Origin of the sequence: Halomonas sp., from assembly GCF_029263665.1 — a bacterium.
Taxonomy (GTDB): Bacteria; Pseudomonadota; Gammaproteobacteria; order Pseudomonadales; family Halomonadaceae; genus Halomonas.
Genome location: NZ_JAJUFQ010000004.1, coordinates 154299 through 174035, shown reverse-complemented (window position 1 = coordinate 174035; position 19737 = coordinate 154299). Strand labels below are relative to the sequence as shown.

Sequence of the window (19737 nt, the reverse complement as noted above, 5' to 3'; positions counted from 1 at the left end):
TAACAGCACTGGAAGCGAATGGTAGGGAAGAGCTCGTGATCTCTGGCAGCAAGAGGCCAGGCGTGAATTGTCTGGGGACGAATTCACGCCTGGCTTGGAGGGAAAGGCAGACAGGGTCAGTGGGCGTCCGGTGAATTCTCCATTTCCTTCTCCAGTTTACGTGCCACATCTCCGGGGGACCCCGTATGGCGGGCGAGGAGATCGTAGGCCACAGGCACCACGAACAGGGTGAAGAAGGTGGCGGCGGCCACACCGGTGAAGATCACCGTACCAATGACCATGCGGGTCTCGGCACCAGCGCCACTGGATAGTATCAATGGAATACTGCCGGCGATGGTGGTCACCGAGGTCATCACGATCGGACGCAGGCGAGTGAGGGCGCTGCGGATCAATGCGTCGCGAAACGCCACACCTTCATCGCGCAGCTGGTTGGCGAACTCGACGATCAGGATACCGTTCTTGGCCGCCAGCCCCACCAGCATCACCAGCCCCACCTGACTGTAGATGTTCAATGTCTGCCCCGTTGCCCAGAGGCCGAGCAGGGCGCCACCTATTGCCAGGGGAACCGTGAGCATGATCACCAAAGGATGCACGAAACTCTCGAACTGCGCTGCCAGCACAAGGAACACCACGATGGCACCGAGTATCAACAGGAAGGTCGTTGCGCCGGTGGATTCGCGGTAATCCCGTGCTGCACCTTTGACATCGGTCTGCACGCCGGCTGGTAGAACATCCTTGACGGCCTGGTCGAGGTAGTCGAGCGCCTCGCCCATCGAATAGCCATCGGCCAGGTCAGCCTGGAGGGTGATGGCGCGCAAGCGGTTGTAACGATTCAGGGTACTGGGGCCAGCATAGGATTCGATATCGACCAGGCTCGACAACGGCACCAGCTCACCGGTACGCGCCGACCGCACCCGTACGCTGTCCAGTGCAGCGGGCGTAGGGTTGGCCCCTCGTTCGGCCTCGAGGATCACATCGTACTCTTCGCCTTCGTCGGTGAACTGGGTGACGGTGCGCCCGCCCAGCAGCGTTTCCAGGGTACGGCCGATTTCGGTCACGGTCACGCCGAGGTCAGCAGCACGGGTGTAATCGATGTTGACGCTCAACTGCGGCTGGCTTTCCTCGTAGTCGCTCTCGAGGTTGATCAGCTTCGGGTTGCTCTGGCGGATATAGTCCATCAGCGCATCGCGCCAGGTTACCAGCTGTTCGTAGCTACCACCGCCAAGTACGAACTGCAGCCCCTGCTCGCTGCCACCGCCGAAGCCCTGAGACATGACCGGGAAGGCACGGATGCCAGGCAGTTGCCCCAGCGACTCACGGACTTCATTCATGATCGGCCAAGCAGAACGGCGCTCGGACCAGTCGGACAGCCCAACGATGGCGAAACCAGAGTTGAAGGTTTCGACATTGCCGCGTCCCATGGGCGAGATGACCAGCACGCGCTCGACTTCCGGCTTGCCTTCTCCGTCCACCTGTTCGGTCAGGGGCATGATGCGTGCCTCGATCTCGTCCATGTAGTCTTCCATCCACGAGAAGGTAGCACCGGGCGGGCCATTGACGATGACAAAGAAGGTTCCGCGATCCTCGCGTGGGGTGTACTCTGCGGGCAGCTGTGGATACAGCCAGGCAATACCGCCGAGCATGGCGAAAAAGGCGACGGCCACCAGCCAGCGCAGTTTGAGGACCTTCTCCAGCAGGCCTTGATAGACCCCTTGAGCGTGCTTGAGGCCTGAGTCGACCCAGTGGGCAATGCGCCCCTCATGCATGCTGGGCGAGAGGATCCGCGAGGCCATCATCGGTGTCAGGGTAAGGGCGAGTAGGGTGGAGATGGCCACTGCCGTTGATAGTGTCAGAGCAAACTCAGTGAACAATTTGCCGACATCACCCTGTACAAAGCTCAGGGGCACGAACACCGCGATCAGCACCAGACTGGTGGCCAGTACGGCGAAAGCCAGCTGGCGGGCACCACGGAAGGCGGCGACCAACGGCGTCTCTCCATACAGCTGCATGCGTCGGTGGATGTTCTCCAGCATGATGATGGCATCATCCACCACCAGGCCGATGGCCAGCACCAGCGCCAGAAGTGTCAACAGGTTGATCGAAAAGCCCAGTGTCGCCAGGCCGGCAAAGGTACCGACCAGGGTGATGGGCACGGTAATGGCCGGGATCAATGTGGTGCGGATATTGCCGAGGAAGATGAAGATCGACACGACCACCAGGCCAATGGCGATGATCAGTGTCGACACCACTTCCTGGATCGATTTGGCCACAAAAGTCGAAGAATCGTGGTTGAGGGTCAGTGTCATGCCCTCCGGGAGCTGTGGCGACAATCGATCCATCTCGTCGCGTACGGCCTTGGACAGTGCCATGACGTTGGCATTGGACTGCTTGATGATGCCCAGGCCGACCACGGTCTTGCCGTTGCCTCGGAACAGTGAACGTTCTTCGACAGTACCTAGATCGACACGGGCGACATCGGCAAGGCGTACCAGGTAATCGTTGGCGCCCCGGTCGAGAACCAGCTCGCGGAAGTCATCCGGTGTACTGAAACTGCGGGGCAGGCGTACCACGAACTGCCGGTCCACGGATTCCACTGCACCGCCCGGCAGTTCGACATTCTCGGCACGCAGCACGTCCTCCACATCGCCCACCGTGAGGCCGCGGGCGGCGAGTGCATCGCTGTCCAGCCACACGCGCATGGCATATTCTCGCGAGCCCCCGATACGCACGCTGGATACGCCTTCCTGTACCGAGAAGCTGTCGACCAGGTAGCGCTCGGCATAATCGGTGAGCTCCGCCGTGGTATAGCCCTCACCGGCGAGCATCAACCACATGACGGTCTCGGAATTGGTGTCCTCCTTGCGCACCTCGGGAGGGTCGGCCTCATCGGGCAGGTTGTCCGCCGCGCCGGAAATGCGATCCCGCACATCGTTGGCGGCGGCATCGATGTCGGTGGATAGGCTGAACTCGATATTGATGCTGGAACTGCCGTCCTGGCTGGTCGAGGAAATTACTTCGATGCCGGCAATCCCAGCGATGCGGTCCTCAAGTACCTGAGTGATGCGCGTTTCGACGATATCCGCCGAGGCGCCCGGGTAGCTGGTACGGATGCTGATCACTGGAGGATCGATGGTGGGATATTCCTGCAGTGGCAGACGGGTGAGGGCGAGCAGGCCAAAGGCTACAATCAACGCCGCGATGACCATGGCCAGTACGGGGCGCTGAACGGAGACATCGGATAGACGCATCAGTCGTCTTCCCCACTGCGTTGGCTCTGCAGGATATCGCTGACGCTGGTGGTGGCGTCTTCGGTGCCCAGCAACTGGATGGTTGCCGCGGAGTGCAGGCGGTCAGCACCGTGAGTGACGACCAGCTCACCTTCCTCTAGCCCGGCGGTTACCTCGACTTCGCCCTCGCGACGTGAACCGACCTCGATATCGCGTTGCTCAATGCTGCCGCTGTCGCGGTCGGTGATGACCCACACCCGCTTGCGCTGTCCCTGAGGCACCACGGCAGACTCGGGAATGACCAGTGTCTGGCGTGGTGAGCGAGCGATGGTCACGCGCATCAGCATGCCGGGCTTGAGTACACCATCGCTGTTGTCGAGTACTGCCCTGACCTGGATGCTGCGACTGACGGGATCGATACGCGAATCGATAGTGGCAACCTCACCGTCGAATATCCTGTCTGGGTAGGCAGCGGTAGTGGCTGTCAGTGATAGTCCCTGGGACAGAAAGCCGAGACGCACTTCCGGGACCTGGAAATCGAGCTTCATGTTCGAGGTATCATCCAGCGTGGCCAGCTCTGTGCCAGGGGTGACCAAGGTACCGACGCTGATCTGACGTACCCCCACTACACCATCGAAGGGCGCTCGGATAGTGTAATTGCCCAGATGGGCCTGCAATGCCTGGATATCAGCCTCGACCTGTTGCAGTTGGGCGCGACTGTCCTCGACATCGGCACGCGGTACCATGTTGCGAGTCCCCAACTGGGTAAAGCGGTTGACGGCATTCTGGCGCTCCTGACGCAAGGCCTGAGCCGAACGCAGGTCCGCCTGTTCCTCGCTGTCATCCAGCTTGATCAGGACATCACCACGCTCGACATGCTCGCCGCCGTCGAAGTTGATCTCCTTGATGATCTCAGTCACCGTCGCCGAAATTGTCACGCTCTCGTTGGCTTTCAGTGTCCCTAGCGACTCCAGCGGATCAGACCATGCTTTGCGTTCCGCCTTGGCGCCGATGGCGGGTATGGGAGGCAATGTCGTGGGAATTTCCTGGGCCTGAGCGGTCCGAACGAAGAGCAGTGAAGTTGCTACAGAGGCGAGCAACAGCGTTGTGATGTGCCGTCCATGGCGGTGGCCGAGGAGCTTGCGGCTGAATGGCAGGCGCAAAGCAGTAACTACGGTCATGTTATCGGTTTCCGAGCGTAGGGTAGTGGGGCTTTCTGCGATCCCCGGTCAATGAAATGAACGTTGCAGCTGAGCGGCTGAATAAGGGTTATAGCTTAGCGGCTGAGCGCACCATCAATCCGTCTATTCAGTAATGGATACTTTATGCGCCAACGATACCCTGTTGGAGAGAGATTTAACGTGACTTGCACAGTTTTTCCGCAACACGTTCGATATTGCACAACAGGTCGTTGCTGATGTGGTGCCGAGTGCCATGGCCATTCCCTGCAGGATGGGGAGAACGGCTTCTGCTACCATGGCGCCTTTCATTGTTGCGGGTGGCGGGAAACAGCATGGCGATGCAGTACGACGTGGTAATCATTGGTGCGGGTGCGGCGGGCCTGATGTGTGCTGCCACTGCAGGCTATGCCGGACGCTCGGTATTGGTGATCGACCATGCCAACAAACCGGGCAAGAAGATCCTGATGTCCGGAGGGGGACGCTGTAACTTCACCAACATGGCCACGACTCCGGCCAATTTCTTCTCCACCAATCCGCATTTCTGTATCTCTGCACTCAAGCGCTATCGTCCGGAGCATTTTGTGGAACTGGTCGAACGCCATGGTCTTGAGTATGTCGAGAAAGCGCCTGGCCAGCTGTTTTGCGCAGACTCCGCCAAGGATCTGCTGAACATTCTACTGACCGAATGTGACTGGGCGGGTGTCGAGCTGCATGTGAAAACGGAGGTTCAGCGCATCGAACGGCGGGGTGAAAGCATGCGCTTGAAGACCTCTGCAGGAATGATTGATGCAGGCAGTGTGGTGGTAGCGACGGGAGGATTGTCGATTCCGACCATGGGGGCCACAGGCTTTGGCTATGAGATCGCCCGCCAGTTTGGCCTCGAGGTTACCGCAACCCGAGCAGCGTTGGTTCCTTTCACCCTGACGTCTCAGTGGAAAGCGCGGGCTGAAGCCCTGGCGGGTGTCAGCACCGAGGTGCAGGTGCGTTGCCGGGATGGTCTGTATCGCGAACCAATGCTGTTCACGCATCGTGGCGTGTCGGGCCCGGCCATGCTGCAGATTTCCAGCTACTGGCTGCCTGGCGATGAACTGGATATCAACCTGTTGCCCAGGGAGGATGCTCTGGCGGCCTTGACCCATGCGCGCCAGGCAACCCCCAAACGACGTCTTTCCACCTGGTTAGGGGAGCGCTTTCCGAAGCGCCTGGCGCAGTCGTTGGTGGAATGGCAGGGGCATGATGGTGTGTTGGCCGAGTGCTCCAACGCGACCCTGGCTGAATGGGCGGAGACGCTTAACCAATGGCGACTCAAGCCCGCCGGAACCGAAGGCTGGCGCACCGCAGAAGTGACCATGGGCGGTGTCTGCACCAGCGCCATCTCGTCGAAGACCTTTGAAGTACAGGACCTGCCGCAACTGCGTTTCATCGGTGAGGTGCTGGATGTCACCGGTGAACTAGGGGGCTACAACTTCCAATGGGCCTGGGCGTCGGGTGTTGCCTGCGGCCAGGCCCTGTAAGGAACCAGAACAGAGACTTTTCAGGCAAGGCCTAACGGCGGCGACCGCCCAGCAATGATCCCAGAATACCTCTGACCAGTTGACGACCCGCGGCGCTGCCAATGGAGCGGGTAATGGTCTTGGCCGCGACCTGGACCAGGCCGTCATGCTTTCCTCCCCTGGGGCCTGTGGAACCAAACAGCAGCTCATTGACCGTATCCGCGGTACTACGTGCCTGTTGTTTGGAAATAGAAGTCTTGGAAATGGAAGGATTGGAGGTCGAGCCAGTCGTGCCCTTTTCTTCGTCGGGGGGTGTTGCCTCAGTATCCATCGTCTGGGCACGCAGTCTTTCATAGGCGGATTCGCGATCGATGGCCTTTTCGTAATGGCCATGTATTGGTGATGCTTCAATCAGCGCTTTGCGTTCGCCTTCATCCGCAGGTCCCAGGCGCGAGTTAGGGGCAATGACATTGGCTCGCTCGGTGATGCGTGGGCTGCCTTTCTCGTCAAGAAAGGACACCAGGGCTTCGCCTACGCCTAGCTCTGTGATGGCTTGTGCCGAATCGAAATCCGGGTTGGGACGCATTGTCTCGGCAGCGACCTTGACGGCCTTCTGGTCACGGGGAGTGAAGGCGCGCAGGGCGTGTTGTACCCGGTTGCCCAATTGGCCCAGTACGTCATCGGGAATATCGGATGGGCTCTGGGTGACGAAATAGACACCCACGCCCTTGGAACGAATCAGGCGAACCACTTGTTCAACCTTGTCCAGCAGCGCCTTGGGCGCATCGTCGAACAGCAAGTGAGCTTCGTCGAAGAAAAACACCAGTTTGGGCTTTTCAGCATCGCCGACTTCCGGCAATTGCTCGAACAATTCTGCCAGTAGCCATAACAGGAAGGTGGAGTAGAGCTTGGGTGATTGATAGAGCTTTTCGGCAGCCAGCACATTGATCATGCCATGGCCGGCGTTATCAATATGCATGAGATCCTGAATGTCCAGCATGGGCTCGCCGAAGAATATCTCGCCTCCCTGTTCTTCCAGCACCAGCAGATTACGCTGGATGGCGCCAATGGAGGAAGAGGATACGCGGCCATATTCTCCGCTGTACTGACTGGCGTTCTCTCCCACGTGCTGGACCATGGCGCGCAGATCCTTGAGGTCCAGCAACAACAGGCCATTATCATCGGCTACCTTGAACACCAACTGAAGGACACCCGTCTGGGTGGGATTGAGATCCAGCAAACGGGCCAGCAGCAGGGGACCCATGTCGGAGATGGTGGCGCGTATCGGATGGCCGCGTTCGCCGTACACATCCCAGAGCAGGACGCTATTGGCTCGTGGTGTATAGTCAGTGATACCGATGTTGGAGAGATGCGACAGCAGTTTTTCGGAAGCCTTGCCTTCCATTGCTATCCCCGACAGGTCGCCCTTGATGTCGGAGACAAACACTGGAACTCCGATTTCTGCAAAGCTCTCCGCCATCTTCTGCAAGGTGACCGTCTTCCCGGTACCCGTAGCCCCGGTAATCAAGCCATGCCGATTGGCCAGTTTCGGAATGATGGCAATGTCCTGATCGGGGGTCTTGGCAATGGGGCTAGCAGTGATCATCGGGTTCCCTCCGTGGGGAAGCTATGGGTATCAGTGAATGAGAATAGCGCCAGAACGTGGTGATGAAGTGAAGACAATGGAAAGGTACATGATAAAAAAGTACTTCAATAGAAAGGTACTTCAATAGAAATGTGCCTGGATAGAAAGGTACTTTGATAGAACGGTTTTTTGAATAGCATAATGAAACCGCGTGTCGCCAGTGCACATCAGGAGAGTTTCATGGCCAAACCTCTTGTCAGACGCCGACTGGGAACGGTATTCGAAGCAACGACGATCGAGTTGCTTGATGAAGCATGCCGTGCCTTTCCCAGAATCCAGGATCCACAGGACAGCGAAGGATTGCATGACTTTCGTGTTGCTCTGCGTCGGTTGCGCTCGTTGTTCAAGGACTATATCGGGTACTTTCCTGCGCGAGCGCCGAGAAAGTTGGTAACCGACCTGCGTGATCTAGCCCGTTCTACCAATACTGCGCGCGATGCGGAAGTGATGCTGGCCTGGCTTGAGTCTCAGGCCGAAGGAGCGCCTGCAGCAGAACGGGGAGCCATTGCCTGGTGGAAAGAACGCCTGAGTGCTCAGGTGGACGATGAGTATGCGGGTCTGAAAGGAAGTGTCGCGAGTTTTCCGCTGCTGGATAACCGCTTGCGTTCGGCAGTCAAGTCTCTGCGCAAGGCATCCAGCAAGACACCTCGCTTTGGTGCCGTCAGTGCGGAAGTGCTGGAGTACTTGACTGGGAAGCTAGGGGAAGAGCTGTCGGCCATGCGAGGCCGTGAAGACGAGGATGCCTTGCACCGGCCGCGTATTACCGGCAAACGAATTCGCTATCTGCTGCGGCCATGGCGCAAGGAAGGGGAGCTGTTCGAGAAGACGGAAGCATCGATGAAGGCGTTCCAGGAGGCCTTTGGCGATCTGCACGATGATCTGGTTCGAGCCGAAGTGCTGCGTACTACGGTCCATCAGCATGTGTGGGAGGAAACCGAATTGCGCCTGGAGGCCGCTGTCTCGACATCAGGAGCGCGAGCCATGGCACCGCGTCATTTGCGAGGTTTCATGGGCTTGGTGGCCCAACACGAGCAGCACACAGAGAACAACCTCCAGCGCGTCATGGCTCTGGTCAAAGGGCCGAACCGCCAGCAGTTGGATACCTGCCTGGCGGAGGCTATCGCTTATATGCGTGGCTGAACTGGTGGCCTGTCACGCGATTCCCAGGCGCTGGTGGAGTTCTTTCCAGAGTGCCTGGTATGCCTTGTTGGCTGGGCTGTGCGGCGCAAAAGAGCATAACGGCGCACGCTCCACACCCATGCGTTCTACAGCGCTGGCGGCGGGAATGACTGTCGACATGCGCAGTGGCCATTGCGTTCCCAGAGTATCCATGATGTCCCGATGCAGAGTGCGTCGGCGGTCGGCCAAGGTGACGAATGGCCATACCGGGCAGGCCAGGTCTTCGTCATCGAGAAAACTCTGTAGCTGGTCCAGGGTGCGCAGGGAAAGGGTGGTTGGCACGATCGGGACGAGCAGGGCGTCGGCACTGGTGAACATGTTTTCCGACAGATGGGAGAGTGTCGGAGGGCAGTCCAGCACGATCAGGTCGTAATCATTGCGAACTTCGTGGAGCATCTGGCGCAAATGGCTGGTACCACGCTTTTCCAACAACTGGTCCAGGCTTCGGGATTCTAGAGATGCGGGCAGCACATCGAGGTTTGGCATCGCGGTAGAGCGGATGACCTTGTCGAAAGAGGACTTACCCTTGACCAGCTTGTTCACTCCACCACGTATACGTGGCTTGATCTTCAGGTAGAAGGTCGTGGCAGCCTGAGGATCAAGATCCCACAACAGCACTCGGAGGCCATGATTTGCGGCTTCCGCCGCAAGATTGACGGCAGAAGCGGTCTTGCCCACCCCACCTTTGATGCTGTAGAGCGAAAGCATTCGCATGCTGGAGCTTCCCGTTAGTTTGCGGCTAACTGTTTTGATGTTAACTGCTTTAGAGGCTCGTTATTTTTTATGTATGTGAAAGCCTTGTTTCTTGCTCCTATCGTACCACTGAATCATGGCGCTTTAGGATGTTTTGAAGATTTTCGGGCAAGAAAAAACGGTGTTATTTTGCAATGTTGTATAGACAGGTTGACGTAGAAGGTGCTTTGCCAGGTTCGGAAAAACGCCTTTTACGATGTCAAGAAAGGCCTTTCTTTTGCCTGGCGAAGGGTAGCAATACATAAGGACTTTTGAGCAGAAAAAGCGGTTTTAGCGAGTTCTAAAAAGCCGCAGAGCGCGGTTGGCGATAAAGGCGGTAGTGGCTGCTTTGCGGGCGATCCGCACGATATGGCCAGGGCGCCGCAGCAATGGCAACAATGCTACCCCGCCTGCTATCAGAAGTGGGGTGCGGAAGGGGATAAGCCGGGTAAAGCCACGGTCGATTTTCTGACCCGCTTGGTGCCATTCCCGAGTTGCCTCAAGAAGCATCAAGCGTTGTTGCTCGATGGTTGCTTCAAGCTCGGCCTTTCGTTGCCTGGTAGAGACTCGGGAACGATGCTTTTTCCCCGGCGTGTCAGCGGTCATTGCCACTCTCCTGCCTTTCCCCTTCGGCGATTTCCCTGTCCAGGGCCAGTTGCTTGAGGGTGCTGACAAAAAGCGTGCGACGCTTGGCCAGGCGCAGGCAATACCAGGCCAGGCATAAGCCGCCTCCTAGAAGTACGGCGGTACAAATGGCCAGGGCCTGAAGCCGGTAAGTCTCCCAGAAGACCACCACCACTAACGCCGTCAGGGCGGTGATGCCCAGCATCAGCAGGATCAGGCTGATGCCGACTAGCATCAGCAAGGTAATGAGGCGCGCACGCTCTTCCTCGAGCTCAAGCACGATCAGCCGCAGGCGCGTCTCACCTGTGGCCAGCAAGGTCATCAGGACATTCTTGCCGGCCTGCCATAGCCGTTGTACCGGTCCCTGGGACTGTGGCATCAGCGCCGTCCGATCAACAGGCCAACAATGACGCCTACCGCTGCGCCGACACCGACGGCCTTCCATGGATTTTCATGGACATAATGGTCACAGGCATCGACCTGGTGGGCAACACTATCACGGGTCTGACGATAGGCGCGTTCCCCACGCTCCTTGATATGTCCCTCCATATCATTCAAGCGAGCTTTGGCATGCTTGAGGCTGTCTTCGGCTTTACTCCGCCAGGCCTTGACGTTTTCACTGACACCACTGCCCACTTCGTCGGAGGTCGCGCTGAGCAGTTCTTCCAGAGTCTGGGAGAGGTGTTGCAGATCTTCCTTGAGCTGGTTCGCCGATGCACTGGTATTGTGTTGCTGCGAATCGTCCTTCTTGCTTGCTCTTTGATTTGCCATGGGATCGTCCTCTGACATAAGGGCTGCTTCGTGGATGATGGGATATACGCAGGTTACTGGCTATAGGTACCGGTTGAAAACAGTGGATTGAGACTGAAGCCTAAGCTGATTCGGTTGGAGCGATCATCGTAGTCGATCAAGCTCTCACCGTAACCATAGTAGTACTGCAGGTGGCCACGCACTTTCCCGAACAAGGGAATGGAATAATCAAGCTGTGAGCCGTAGTTGCCCTTTCCTGGATTGCCACGCACCATCAGACTGGCTTCGTGGTTGTTGAACATTTCGTGAGCGATGGTGATGTCACCATAGCCAACGTAATCCTCGATGTCAGGGTTATCGTCTTCATTCTCATTTTCGGGAACCCGCCAATGGGGGGCAAGGGAAACAGCCCAATCATCGTTGACCCATGTCGATGTCAGGATCAGGCGGTTCCAGCTACGCGAAAGAGGCTCGGAGCGACCATTGGACTGGTGCGTGAACGAGACACGGTTAGTGGTGTTGGTCCAGCCCCACAGGTGGTAATCGTTGTTGAATTCCAGATAGGCTTCTGGCTCGTAGTTGGTCTCGCGAAAGGGCGCCGAGTTATCGCTGTTGTAAGCCTGCCACCAACTGCGCTGGGTGTAAGCGAAGTACAGGTCAGCGTTGTCGAACAGCACATTATCGGCGACCTTCACCTTGGCACTGAACTGGAACTTGATTTCGGTGTTCTCGATATCCGGGACGCTGCCATCCCCGTCTTGGAAGGGCTCCGAATTGGGGTTCTTGTTGTAGCTGATGGGGAGGAAGTAATTACGCTTGTAGGCGGTAATCGCAAAAGGATTGCTATTGGACTCCCGCTCTAGCTCACGCCGCCTGCTTACCGTAGTTTCAATGGTAGGTTCTGGTTGAATGGTGTCGGCGGCAGCCACAGCGACAGGGCTGACATATGCCGTCGTCTCGGTAACGGCGGCTTCCTGCGTCTCAGCAGAAGCAGGTGCCTGTGTCGCCGTGGTTCGCGTTGCCACATCTGGCTCGGGCATGCTGGGAGCAGGCTCAGCAAAAGGGCTCTGGTCTGCTTCCAGTCGTGTCTCCAGCTGTGCGAGTTCGGCCTTCAGCGCCTTGACACGGGCCTCCATTGCAGCACGTTCGGCATCGCTCAGGGTCGACTGAGCCGAGGCCGAGGAGGTGATGCCGAGGATCAACATCGGCGTCGCCAACACAGTGAGACGTTTCATCATGGGCCTACCCATAGTGAGTGGAAGTTGGTGAATGGTTCTACCATGGCAGAATGGCAAGTCAACTTTGTGCAAGTAAATTGCGAAAGATTGCCATATTGACACACTGCGTTGAAAATCTCGTGTTTCTTCTGTGCCAGGGTAGGAAACGACCAACCATCAGCAGATCCTATCGTACCAGGAAGCTATTTCGTGTCAGGAAACAACACCATGCCAGGAAATTATGCCGTGCCAGGAAATGCAACTACATGATGCGCCATATTCGTATTCCCGTTCGTACCAGAGTGGTCTGGCTATTGCTGGCAGTGTTATTGACACTGTTCAGCACCTGTTCCCTGGCACAGCAGACTGATACCGAGGCGTTACCGAGCAAGGAGCAGTTGCAGAAGCGGCTCGATGAACGCCTTGCCAGTGCCGGTGATCCGCCCAGCGAGTCGGCTCAGCAGGATATTGACGCCCTGACAGAGACAATAGACTCACTGGATAAACTGGCTGATATTCGTCACCAGTTCGATGAGCTGGACAAGCACCTTGAGGAGGCACCTCAGGGGATCGAGCAACTGGAAGAAAAGCTGCGTCAACGCCAGGAGTCGCCTGGCTTTGATGCGGGGGCCTTGGAAGGCATGACGTTCGCCGAGCTGGAAGCACAACTGCGTCAGGCCAATCACAAATTGCGGCAGGAACAGGATGCCCTGACGGAAGTACAAAGCGAACTGCTGGGCGCGCGCACCCTTCCCGAACGAGCCCAGCAGACCATCTCGGATACCCTACAGCGTCTCGATGAAACGCGCCTGGCAATGGAAGATTTCGATCGAGGCGATGTGCCTGACGACGACCCCCAGCGTCTTGCATACCTGTCTCGCCAGTTGCTGGACGAAGAACAGTTGCGCCTGAGCCAGCACCAGCTCAACACCAATACTCGCTTTCGAGAACTGTTACAGCAGCGCTCTGAATTGCTTGAGGTGGAAGTGGCCAGCGTCGAGGCCTGGGTATCGGCCTTGCAGGGCAGGGTCGACATGCTGCGACGGGAGAGATCCGAGCAGGCCATTGCCGAGGCAGTGAAGGATGAACCCGAGGCGGTAGCCGCTCATCCAGTGATTCGTCAGGCTCAGCAGGACAATCGTCAGTTGTCATTGGATCTGTTGGATGCCACTTCCAAGTCCAACGAACTGGTTCGCGACAGCCTCGATGTGCGTCGCCAACTGGACCGTGTCCGCCGTATGCAACAGGGGCTGAGTCAGAATATTGAAGCGGTGCGTGGCAGTGTGCTGCTGTCACGTATTCTGCGTGAACAGCGCGAGGCCTTGCCGAATGTCGAGCCGCGCCGGGAGCTGCGTGACAATATTGCTGACCTGCGTCTAGAACAGTTCGAGTTGGACGAACAGCGTGAACAACTGCGTTTTCCTGAGCGTCTGGCACGCCAGGCGCTGGAAGATGCGGGTGTCAAGGATGATGATATGGAATCCTTGGTTCCCCCACTTGAACAACTCTATCGCTCCCGCCGCGATCTGATCGGCCAGTTGGAGCCGATCTATGGCGATATGCTGACATCGGCCATTGAGCTGCAACTCAATCAGCAGCAACTGCTGTCCATCAGCGAGTCTTTGCGCAAGAGCATCGACGAGCAACTGTTCTGGGTAGCCAATGCCCGGCCAATCGATCTGGCCTGGTTGAAGCGCTTGCCGGAGCACTTTGTCAGCGAGTGGACCCAGGGAGAGTGGCGCAGGGTGCTGCCCAACAACTGGCGCTGGCCTGATTCTGGTGCCTGGTCGGCCTTGCCTGTGTTGCTGCTTGCTCTCGTGCTGCTATTGCTGCGCCGAAAGATCAAGCGACACCTGTTGGTGATACATGAACAGATCGGGCGCCTGCGTTTTGATACTCAGTTGCATACACCGAAGGCGGTTATTCTCAATGCCTTGCTTGCAGCGCCTGCACCATTGGCTCTGCTGGCCTTTGGCCTGGTTCTGGAATTGGGTGGAGCGGGAGTCGCGGTCAGCATAGGGCAGTCTGTGGTCCAGCTGTCCCTGGCATGGGGAGTGGTGGCCTGGGCCAGACGTCTGCTGGTGAATGATGGTGTCGCCCGGCGCCATTTCCACTGGCCACTGGGTTATGTGCAGAAGCTGCGCTGGTGGATGTTATGGCTTGGCGTCAGCCTCATACCGGTGTTGCTGATTGCGCCGTTGGCGCGGGATGCGGCGGTAACATTCAATCAGCGTCCGTTAGGGCTGGGATTATTGCTGATCGGCCTGACTGGCATGAGCATTTCTATGGCCAAGTTGATCATGGCCCATACACCGTTCTTCGGTATCAAACTGTTCCGCCTGATCCTGGGGCTGCTCATGGCCATGATACCGTTGGTGATTGGTGGGGCCGTGCTGTATGGCTATGTCTATTCGGCACTCAGCCTGGTCAGCCGCTTCGGCTTTACGCTGTATCTGCTAGGTGTCTGGATTCTGGTTGAAGCCGCAGTGGTGCGAGGACTGGCCGTGGCGGCCCGACGCCTTGCCTATCGCCGTGCCCTGGCCCGGCGCCGGGCGATGACCCAGGACGAGAGCGAGCGTGGCCTGGATATCGTTGAAGAGCCACCGCTGGATATGGAGCAGGTCAATCAGCAGTCTCTGCGCTTCTCCAAGCTGATTCTGACTCTTGGCTTTGCCGCGCTGCTGTATTTGGTATGGGCTGACTTTCTCGCCGTGCTTGGCTATCTCGATAACGTGACCCTGGTGGAAGGAGCCGCAGGAGAAGGCGCCGAGGCGCTGCAGGATCGCCTCAGTGTGGCGGATGTGGTGGTAGCGCTGTTCATCGCAGGACTGACGATGATGCTGGCGCGTAACCTGCCTGGCTTGCTCGAAGTATTGGTATTGTCCCGCCTGGAACTGAAGCAGGGGAGTTCCTACGCCATTACTTCGCTGCTTTCCTACACCATTGTCGGCACCGGCACGGTGATGGCACTGGCAACCCTTGGGGTGTCCTGGGTGAAGTTACAGTGGCTGGTAGCGGCACTGGGCGTGGGTCTTGGTTTTGGCCTGCAGGAGATCTTTGCCAACTTCATTTCCGGCTTGATTATCCTGTTTGAACGGCCGGTGCGTATCGGGGACACCATTACACTGGGCAATCTCACCGGTACGGTCAGCCGTATCCGTATTCGCGCCACGACGGTGACAGACTTTGATCGCAAGGAAATCATCATTCCCAACAAGACCTTCGTCACCGATCAGTTGATCAACTGGTCATTGTCGGACAGTGTGACTCGGGTAACGCTGCACTATCGGGTTAGCCATGATGCGGACAGGCACGTGGTTCACCGTTTGCTGGTGCAGGCGGCCCATGACAACCCTCGTGTATTGTCGGATCCGCCTCCAGAAATTTTCTTCATGGCATACACGTCCAGTGCCATGGAGTATGAACTGCGCATCTACGTCAACGCTTTGGGTGACCGGCTGCCTGCCACCGATGAGGTCAATGGTGCCGTTGGTGACTTGTTTGCTGAACATGGCATTCGCATTGCCTTCGAGAAGATGGATGTACATATCCAGCATGCCAGCCATGAAAGCTGGGGCAGTCGCCCCGCCCGACCCGGTGACTCGGAGCAGCCACCGATGGGTCGCACGGGTGATCCTGGTGATGTCAGCATTGGCGATGGTGACGGCGGGGGAGATGGCGGCGGGCGTTGATGCGCTGTCTGCTCCAGGCCGCGCCGGATCAGCGCCGCATGGCCTGGAGCAGAAACTCGCGGTTGCCGTCGCCGCCTAGGATCGGACTATCCTGCCAGTGAAGAATATGGAAGCCGCATTCTGTGCAAACGGCACGAATGCGCGCTTCGACCTCGGCATAGCGGCGAGGATCTGCTACCACTCCACGGGCGTCGACTGCGCCTGGGCCGACTTCGAACTGAGGTTTGACCAGGGATACCAGACTACTGCCTGACGGCAGCAGGGCTGCAATTTCCGGCAGTATCAAGGTCTGAGAAATGAAGGACACATCCATCACTGCCAAGGCGACAGGACCATGTTGAGCGATGGCTGCTGTCAAGCGGGCATCATTGGCCATGGCGCGTGCGTTGAGCCCTTCCAGGCAGGTGATGCGAGGATCTGAGCGCAGGCTCGGGTCGAGTTGGTCATGACCGACTTCGACACCAATCACATGTGCTGCGCCAAAGCTCAGGGCGCAGTCGCTGAAGCCCCCAGTGGATTGACCCACGTCGAGTACACAAAAGTCCTGGAGTTCCAGCCCCAGTGCCGTGATCACGGCCTCCAGCTTGAGTCCGGCACGGGACACATAACGCTCTTCCGGGTCTTCTTCCACCACCAGTTGCAGATCGTCCGGACACTTTTCACCAGGGCGGGTCAGTATTTTCCCGTCATCGGCCCTGCGTACCCGTCCGTGGCGAATCAAGCGCTGAGCACGAGTTCGAGAGCGGGCAAGGCCCTGGCCGACAAGCAACTGATCGAGGCGTGGCATGGAAATTCCTGTGGCTGACTCAAGGTGCCGAAGAAGTTGGCGGCACAAGTATGCCATACTGGATTGATTAGTCGGTTAACTATGATGACACGACATGGGGGCCACAGGTTCGGCACTTCCTCCGTGTTTCCTTCGATAGCGCATGACAACAGGAGGATAAATGGATCGCTCTCGCTGGCTGGCCCTGGGGCGTTCCCTTGTCGGGGGAGCTGTTGGAGGTAGCGTATTTTCCCTGACTGGCTTGCCGCTGGCATGGATGCTTGGTCCTCTTGTGGCCAACCTGCTGCTAGCCAGCCGTGGTGTGGATGTGGCAGTGCCAGAGCGCTTGCGTGGTGTTTTTCTTGGGGTGATGGGGCTGGTACTTGGGGCCAGAGTAACACCGGAACTGACTCACCAGGTGCAGGAGTGGTGGCTGTCGGCGCTGTTGCTGGTGGTGGCGATAACGTGCTCCACGTTGGCTGCTGCATGGTGGTATCGACGTCGAGGCTTTGATGGTATCAGCGCGTTGTTTTCCTCTGCTCCCGGTGCCATGACCGCGATGATCATCATGGGGGAGCAGAGTGGTGGTGAACCCACCCGTATCGCAATTGCTCAATCGCTGCGTATCGTTCTGGTGATCCTGCTGTTGCCGCCTCTGTTCTGGATGCTGGAGGACCCCGCTGCGGGCATGACTCGGCCAACTCTGGAGCTGGAAGATGCCTGGCTGCTGCTGGGTATACTGCCAGCTATCTGGCTGGGCAAGAGGCTGCGTCTGCCGACACCGGAATTGCTGGCACCGTTGATCCTGGCTGCGCTGGCTTCAGTTGCTGATATCGCTCATTTCAGCCTGCCTCCTGTCGGCATGAATATTGTGCTGTGGGTGACCGGTAGTGCCATTGGGGCGCGTTTTCGCGGTCTATCCGGTGCGATTTTCTCTCGCTCGTTGCTCGATTCGACAGTAGCCACGGCATTGGCATTGATGGTGCTGGCTGTCTTTGCCGAGCTGATTCACCGTTTCGTCGGTGTACCTCGGGATGTGGCGCTGTTGGCATTGGCCCCGGGCGGTATTGGCGAAATGACGATTCTCGCTGTGGCGCTGAACCTGGATCCGGTATTCGTGGCCTTTCACCATCTGCTCAGAATGATCTTGCTGATGTTCGCTGCTCCCATGCTGGCTCGCTGGATACAGCACAAGGCCCAGCGGGATGTCGCCAAGGAATGAAGCGGTGGCAGATATGTATACTTTCTCGACTTCAGGGTTGTGGTCGCGATGCGGCGTTGGTATAGTGCCTGCCGTCTTGGAGAGATAGCACAACGTGCTGATTTTCCAAGCGCCTTCAATCAGGCACCTTCATTCATGGAGATTGAAATTCATGAATGTCGAGACTGCCTTGCTGTGGTGGCCCCGTCGGTCCTCCCGCAACGCGAAACTGCGAACCCCGCCAGGCCCGGAAGGGAGCAACGGTAGTGGTGGATGCGTGTGCCGGGATGTGGCTGTCGGGGCTGCCTCCTTTATGGCTGCTGACTGGTTGCGTGGCTGGGCCGCAGTGATGGCTCTATCTGTAAGCCATGGTCTAGCGATAAGTCGTGGTGACCAGCCGCCTTGTGTTTATCCCTTGTGGTTATCGATATCTCTCCAACGTTCCAGCGCTTCTGGTGTGTCGATATCGCGACATACACCAGGATCGGCAACGTGGACTTGTCGATAGGCATTCCGGTGGCGTTGGATGATTTCTTTTCCCCCCTCGTTTCCATCCAGTCGTTCCAGTTCGTTGAAGAAATCCCGCCCGAAAAGGACAGGATGCCCCGGTGACATGCTGTGGCTGGACAGGAAGACTGGGCGAATGATGCGGTCCGATGCTGACTGACGGCACAGCGCCCTTAGGGTACTGCTGGCAATATCCGGCATATCACCGAGCAGGATAGCTGCAGCACTCACCTTGGCCATGGACGGATCACGCCGGATAGCCGCGATGGCATCACCCAGGCTGGCACCCAGTCCAAGCAGGGCTCGGGGAGCACGCAGGACGGCAACATTATCTGGTAGGCCCAGGACGGTCGGGTCGTCCTCCTCGCGCAGAACCACGAACACCTGTTCGAAGGCTTCGCAAGCCCTGGCCACTGAGACAGCAAGCAACGGCTGCCCATTGACCAGTAGGCTGATGCGCTTGTCCTGCGTGCCAAAACGCCGCGAGAAGCCTGCTGCGAGGACAATAGCGATTGCTGTGTCGGGGGCGATCCGTTCACAGTTGGTCACGGGGCTTGTCTCGTTGAACTCGTACAATATCCGCCATCACGGACAGGGCGATTTCAGCAGGGGTCTTGCTGCCTAGGTCCAGACCAATGGGCATGTGCAGCCGAGCAATATCGTCTTCGCTCAGACCTCCAGAGCGCAACAGGCGCTCCCTGCGGGTTTGAGAAGTCTTCAGGGAGCCCATCACGCCGATATAGAAAGCCGGAGTACGTACGGCTTCGATCATGGCTAGGTCATCGATGCGAGGGTCATGGCTGAGTGCGACCACCGCAGTTGACGCGTGGCAGCCGCCGGAGCTGATGAACAGGGAAGGCAATACTGCCTGTACCTCGACTCCAGAGACATGGAAGCTATCCCGAGCTTCATCCCGAGGGTCGCAAACGATGACCTCGAAACCGAGTGCCTTGGCAAACTCTGCACAGACCACCGAAACCGGAGAAACACCCGCAATGATCAGTCTGGCCGAAGGACCAATGCGCATCTGAATCAGATGGCGCGCGGTGTCGTGCTCCACACGAGGTCCCATGCCATTGTCCGACAAGAAGCGAAAGCTGCCGTTGGTGCTGTCGACACAGCGCAACAGGCAGCATTGGCCGAGCAACGTGGCGTGAAGGACCTCCAAATGCACCAACGTAGGTGAATCGGGGACCAGGCGTTCAACCAGTACCTCGAGAATACCGCCACAGGGTAGTGTGATGCTCGGTTGCTGAGTGTGTATCGCCTGGTTTTCTCCGTAACGCACTAACGTAACCGGCTGATCGAACTCTCCGTGCTGGAGTCTGGCCAGAAAATCTTCTTCCACACAACCGCCTGAAAGCGATCCGACATGCTGGCCATCGCCTGTTGCCACTAGCCAGGAACCGGGCTCGCGTGGTGACGAGCCGAAGGTGGAAAGCACTGTGCATAGCCACAGGGTTTCTCCTTCGCGAGCCCAGGCCAGTGCCTGCTCAATGACCTGCAAATCCAGGTGTTTCATG

The 19737-nt window shown here is 57.8% G+C and carries 15 protein-coding genes and 1 other RNA gene; 5 read left to right on the top strand and 11 right to left on the bottom strand.

All coding sequences use genetic code 11. From position 1 onward, the window contains the following. Positions 1-116: 116 nt before the first annotated feature. A complete protein-coding gene (locus Q1K07_RS05605) occupies positions 117-3248 on the bottom strand; it encodes an efflux RND transporter permease subunit (RefSeq protein WP_300309108.1) in 3132 nt (1043 codons plus the stop codon). Further along, complete coding sequence (locus Q1K07_RS05600) at positions 3248-4408, bottom strand: efflux RND transporter periplasmic adaptor subunit (protein WP_300309107.1); 1161 nt, start codon at positions 4406-4408, stop codon at positions 3248-3250. The genes Q1K07_RS05605 and Q1K07_RS05600 overlap by 1 nt, the downstream gene beginning before the upstream one ends. 338 nt (positions 4409-4746) lie before the next feature. Between Q1K07_RS05600 and Q1K07_RS05595 the strand changes: the two genes are divergently transcribed. After that, a complete protein-coding gene (locus tag Q1K07_RS05595) occupies positions 4747-5922 on the top strand; it encodes an NAD(P)/FAD-dependent oxidoreductase (RefSeq protein WP_300309264.1) in 1176 nt (391 codons plus the stop codon). 31 nt (positions 5923-5953) lie between these two features. On the opposite strand, the gene Q1K07_RS05590 is transcribed toward Q1K07_RS05595, so the two are convergent. Then, positions 5954-7507: a helicase HerA-like domain-containing protein gene (locus tag Q1K07_RS05590; RefSeq protein ID WP_300309105.1), complete on the bottom strand. Its 1554-nt coding sequence runs from the start codon at positions 7505-7507 to the stop codon at positions 5954-5956. Positions 7508-7726: 219 nt separating this feature from the next. On the opposite strand from Q1K07_RS05590, the gene Q1K07_RS05585 reads away from it, so the two are divergent. Then, positions 7727-8686: a CHAD domain-containing protein gene (locus Q1K07_RS05585; RefSeq protein ID WP_300309103.1), complete on the top strand. Its 960-nt coding sequence runs from the start codon at positions 7727-7729 to the stop codon at positions 8684-8686. Between the two features lie 12 nt (positions 8687-8698). Here the strand turns inward: Q1K07_RS05585 and Q1K07_RS05580 are convergent, their stop codons facing one another. The 5 genes from Q1K07_RS05580 to Q1K07_RS05560 form a co-directional block, all read right to left on the bottom strand. Continuing rightward, the gene (locus Q1K07_RS05580) at positions 8699-9439 is read right to left on the bottom strand and encodes a ParA family protein (RefSeq protein ID WP_300309101.1); all 741 of its coding nucleotides are present in this window, start codon (positions 9437-9439) and stop codon (positions 8699-8701) included. A gap of 309 nt (positions 9440-9748) precedes the next feature. Next, positions 9749-10063: a YqjK family protein gene (locus Q1K07_RS05575; RefSeq protein WP_300309099.1), complete on the bottom strand. Its 315-nt coding sequence runs from the start codon at positions 10061-10063 to the stop codon at positions 9749-9751. Beyond that, positions 10053-10460, bottom strand: coding sequence for a phage holin family protein (locus Q1K07_RS05570; protein ID WP_300309097.1), 408 nt, complete (start codon positions 10458-10460; stop codon positions 10053-10055). The genes Q1K07_RS05575 and Q1K07_RS05570 overlap by 11 nt, the downstream gene beginning before the upstream one ends. Next, positions 10460-10852: a DUF883 family protein gene (locus Q1K07_RS05565; protein WP_300309095.1), complete on the bottom strand. Its 393-nt coding sequence runs from the start codon at positions 10850-10852 to the stop codon at positions 10460-10462. The genes Q1K07_RS05570 and Q1K07_RS05565 overlap by 1 nt, the downstream gene beginning before the upstream one ends. 53 nt (positions 10853-10905) lie before the next feature. Continuing rightward, entirely contained in the window at positions 10906-12069 is a 1164-nt protein-coding gene (locus Q1K07_RS05560) for a phospholipase A (protein WP_300309093.1), read from the bottom strand. Between the two features lie 245 nt (positions 12070-12314). Between Q1K07_RS05560 and mscK the strand changes: the two genes are divergently transcribed. Next, positions 12315-15740, top strand: coding sequence for a mechanosensitive channel MscK (gene mscK, locus Q1K07_RS05555; protein ID WP_300309091.1), 3426 nt, complete (start codon positions 12315-12317; stop codon positions 15738-15740). Between the two features lie 28 nt (positions 15741-15768). Here the strand turns inward: mscK and Q1K07_RS05550 are convergent, their stop codons facing one another. Next, positions 15769-16527, bottom strand: coding sequence for a TlyA family RNA methyltransferase (locus tag Q1K07_RS05550; RefSeq protein ID WP_300309089.1), 759 nt, complete (start codon positions 16525-16527; stop codon positions 15769-15771). Positions 16528-16687: 160 nt separating this feature from the next. On the opposite strand from Q1K07_RS05550, the gene Q1K07_RS05545 reads away from it, so the two are divergent. Continuing rightward, the gene (locus tag Q1K07_RS05545; protein WP_300309087.1) at positions 16688-17728 is read left to right on the top strand and encodes an AbrB family transcriptional regulator; all 1041 of its coding nucleotides are present in this window, start codon (positions 16688-16690) and stop codon (positions 17726-17728) included. Positions 17729-17912: 184 nt separating this feature from the next. Next, positions 17913-18009, top strand: an RNA gene (ffs, locus tag Q1K07_RS05540) — signal recognition particle sRNA small type. Between the two features lie 106 nt (positions 18010-18115). On the opposite strand, the gene Q1K07_RS05535 is transcribed toward ffs, so the two are convergent. After that, complete coding sequence (locus tag Q1K07_RS05535; RefSeq protein ID WP_300309085.1) at positions 18116-18763, bottom strand: nucleotidyltransferase family protein; 648 nt, start codon at positions 18761-18763, stop codon at positions 18116-18118. Continuing rightward, complete coding sequence (locus tag Q1K07_RS05530) at positions 18750-19736, bottom strand: XdhC family protein (protein ID WP_300309083.1); 987 nt, start codon at positions 19734-19736, stop codon at positions 18750-18752. Before Q1K07_RS05530 ends, Q1K07_RS05535 begins: the two co-directional genes overlap by 14 nt. Position 19737: the final 1 nt, after the last annotated feature.

Coding starts and splice junctions, on each gene's coding strand:
- Q1K07_RS05605 (WP_300309108.1), bottom strand. CDS start 3,248: ATGCGTCTATCCGATGTCTCCGTTCAGCGCCCCGTACTGGCCATGGTC.
- Q1K07_RS05600 (WP_300309107.1), bottom strand. CDS start 4,408: ATGACCGTAGTTACTGCTTTGCGCCTGCCATTCAGCCGCAAGCTCCTC.
- Q1K07_RS05595 (WP_300309264.1), top strand. CDS start 4,747: ATGCAGTACGACGTGGTAATCATTGGTGCGGGTGCGGCGGGCCTGATG.
- Q1K07_RS05590 (WP_300309105.1), bottom strand. CDS start 7,507: ATGATCACTGCTAGCCCCATTGCCAAGACCCCCGATCAGGACATTGCC.
- Q1K07_RS05585 (WP_300309103.1), top strand. CDS start 7,727: ATGGCCAAACCTCTTGTCAGACGCCGACTGGGAACGGTATTCGAAGCA.
- Q1K07_RS05580 (WP_300309101.1), bottom strand. CDS start 9,439: ATGCGAATGCTTTCGCTCTACAGCATCAAAGGTGGGGTGGGCAAGACC.
- Q1K07_RS05575 (WP_300309099.1), bottom strand. CDS start 10,063: ATGACCGCTGACACGCCGGGGAAAAAGCATCGTTCCCGAGTCTCTACC.
- Q1K07_RS05570 (WP_300309097.1), bottom strand. CDS start 10,460: ATGCCACAGTCCCAGGGACCGGTACAACGGCTATGGCAGGCCGGCAAG.
- Q1K07_RS05565 (WP_300309095.1), bottom strand. CDS start 10,852: ATGGCAAATCAAAGAGCAAGCAAGAAGGACGATTCGCAGCAACACAAT.
- Q1K07_RS05560 (WP_300309093.1), bottom strand. CDS start 12,069: ATGATGAAACGTCTCACTGTGTTGGCGACGCCGATGTTGATCCTCGGC.
- mscK (WP_300309091.1), top strand. CDS start 12,315: ATGATGCGCCATATTCGTATTCCCGTTCGTACCAGAGTGGTCTGGCTA.
- Q1K07_RS05550 (WP_300309089.1), bottom strand. CDS start 16,527: ATGCCACGCCTCGATCAGTTGCTTGTCGGCCAGGGCCTTGCCCGCTCT.
- Q1K07_RS05545 (WP_300309087.1), top strand. CDS start 16,688: ATGGATCGCTCTCGCTGGCTGGCCCTGGGGCGTTCCCTTGTCGGGGGA.
- Q1K07_RS05530 (WP_300309083.1), bottom strand. CDS start 19,736: ATGAAACACCTGGATTTGCAGGTCATTGAGCAGGCACTGGCCTGGGCT.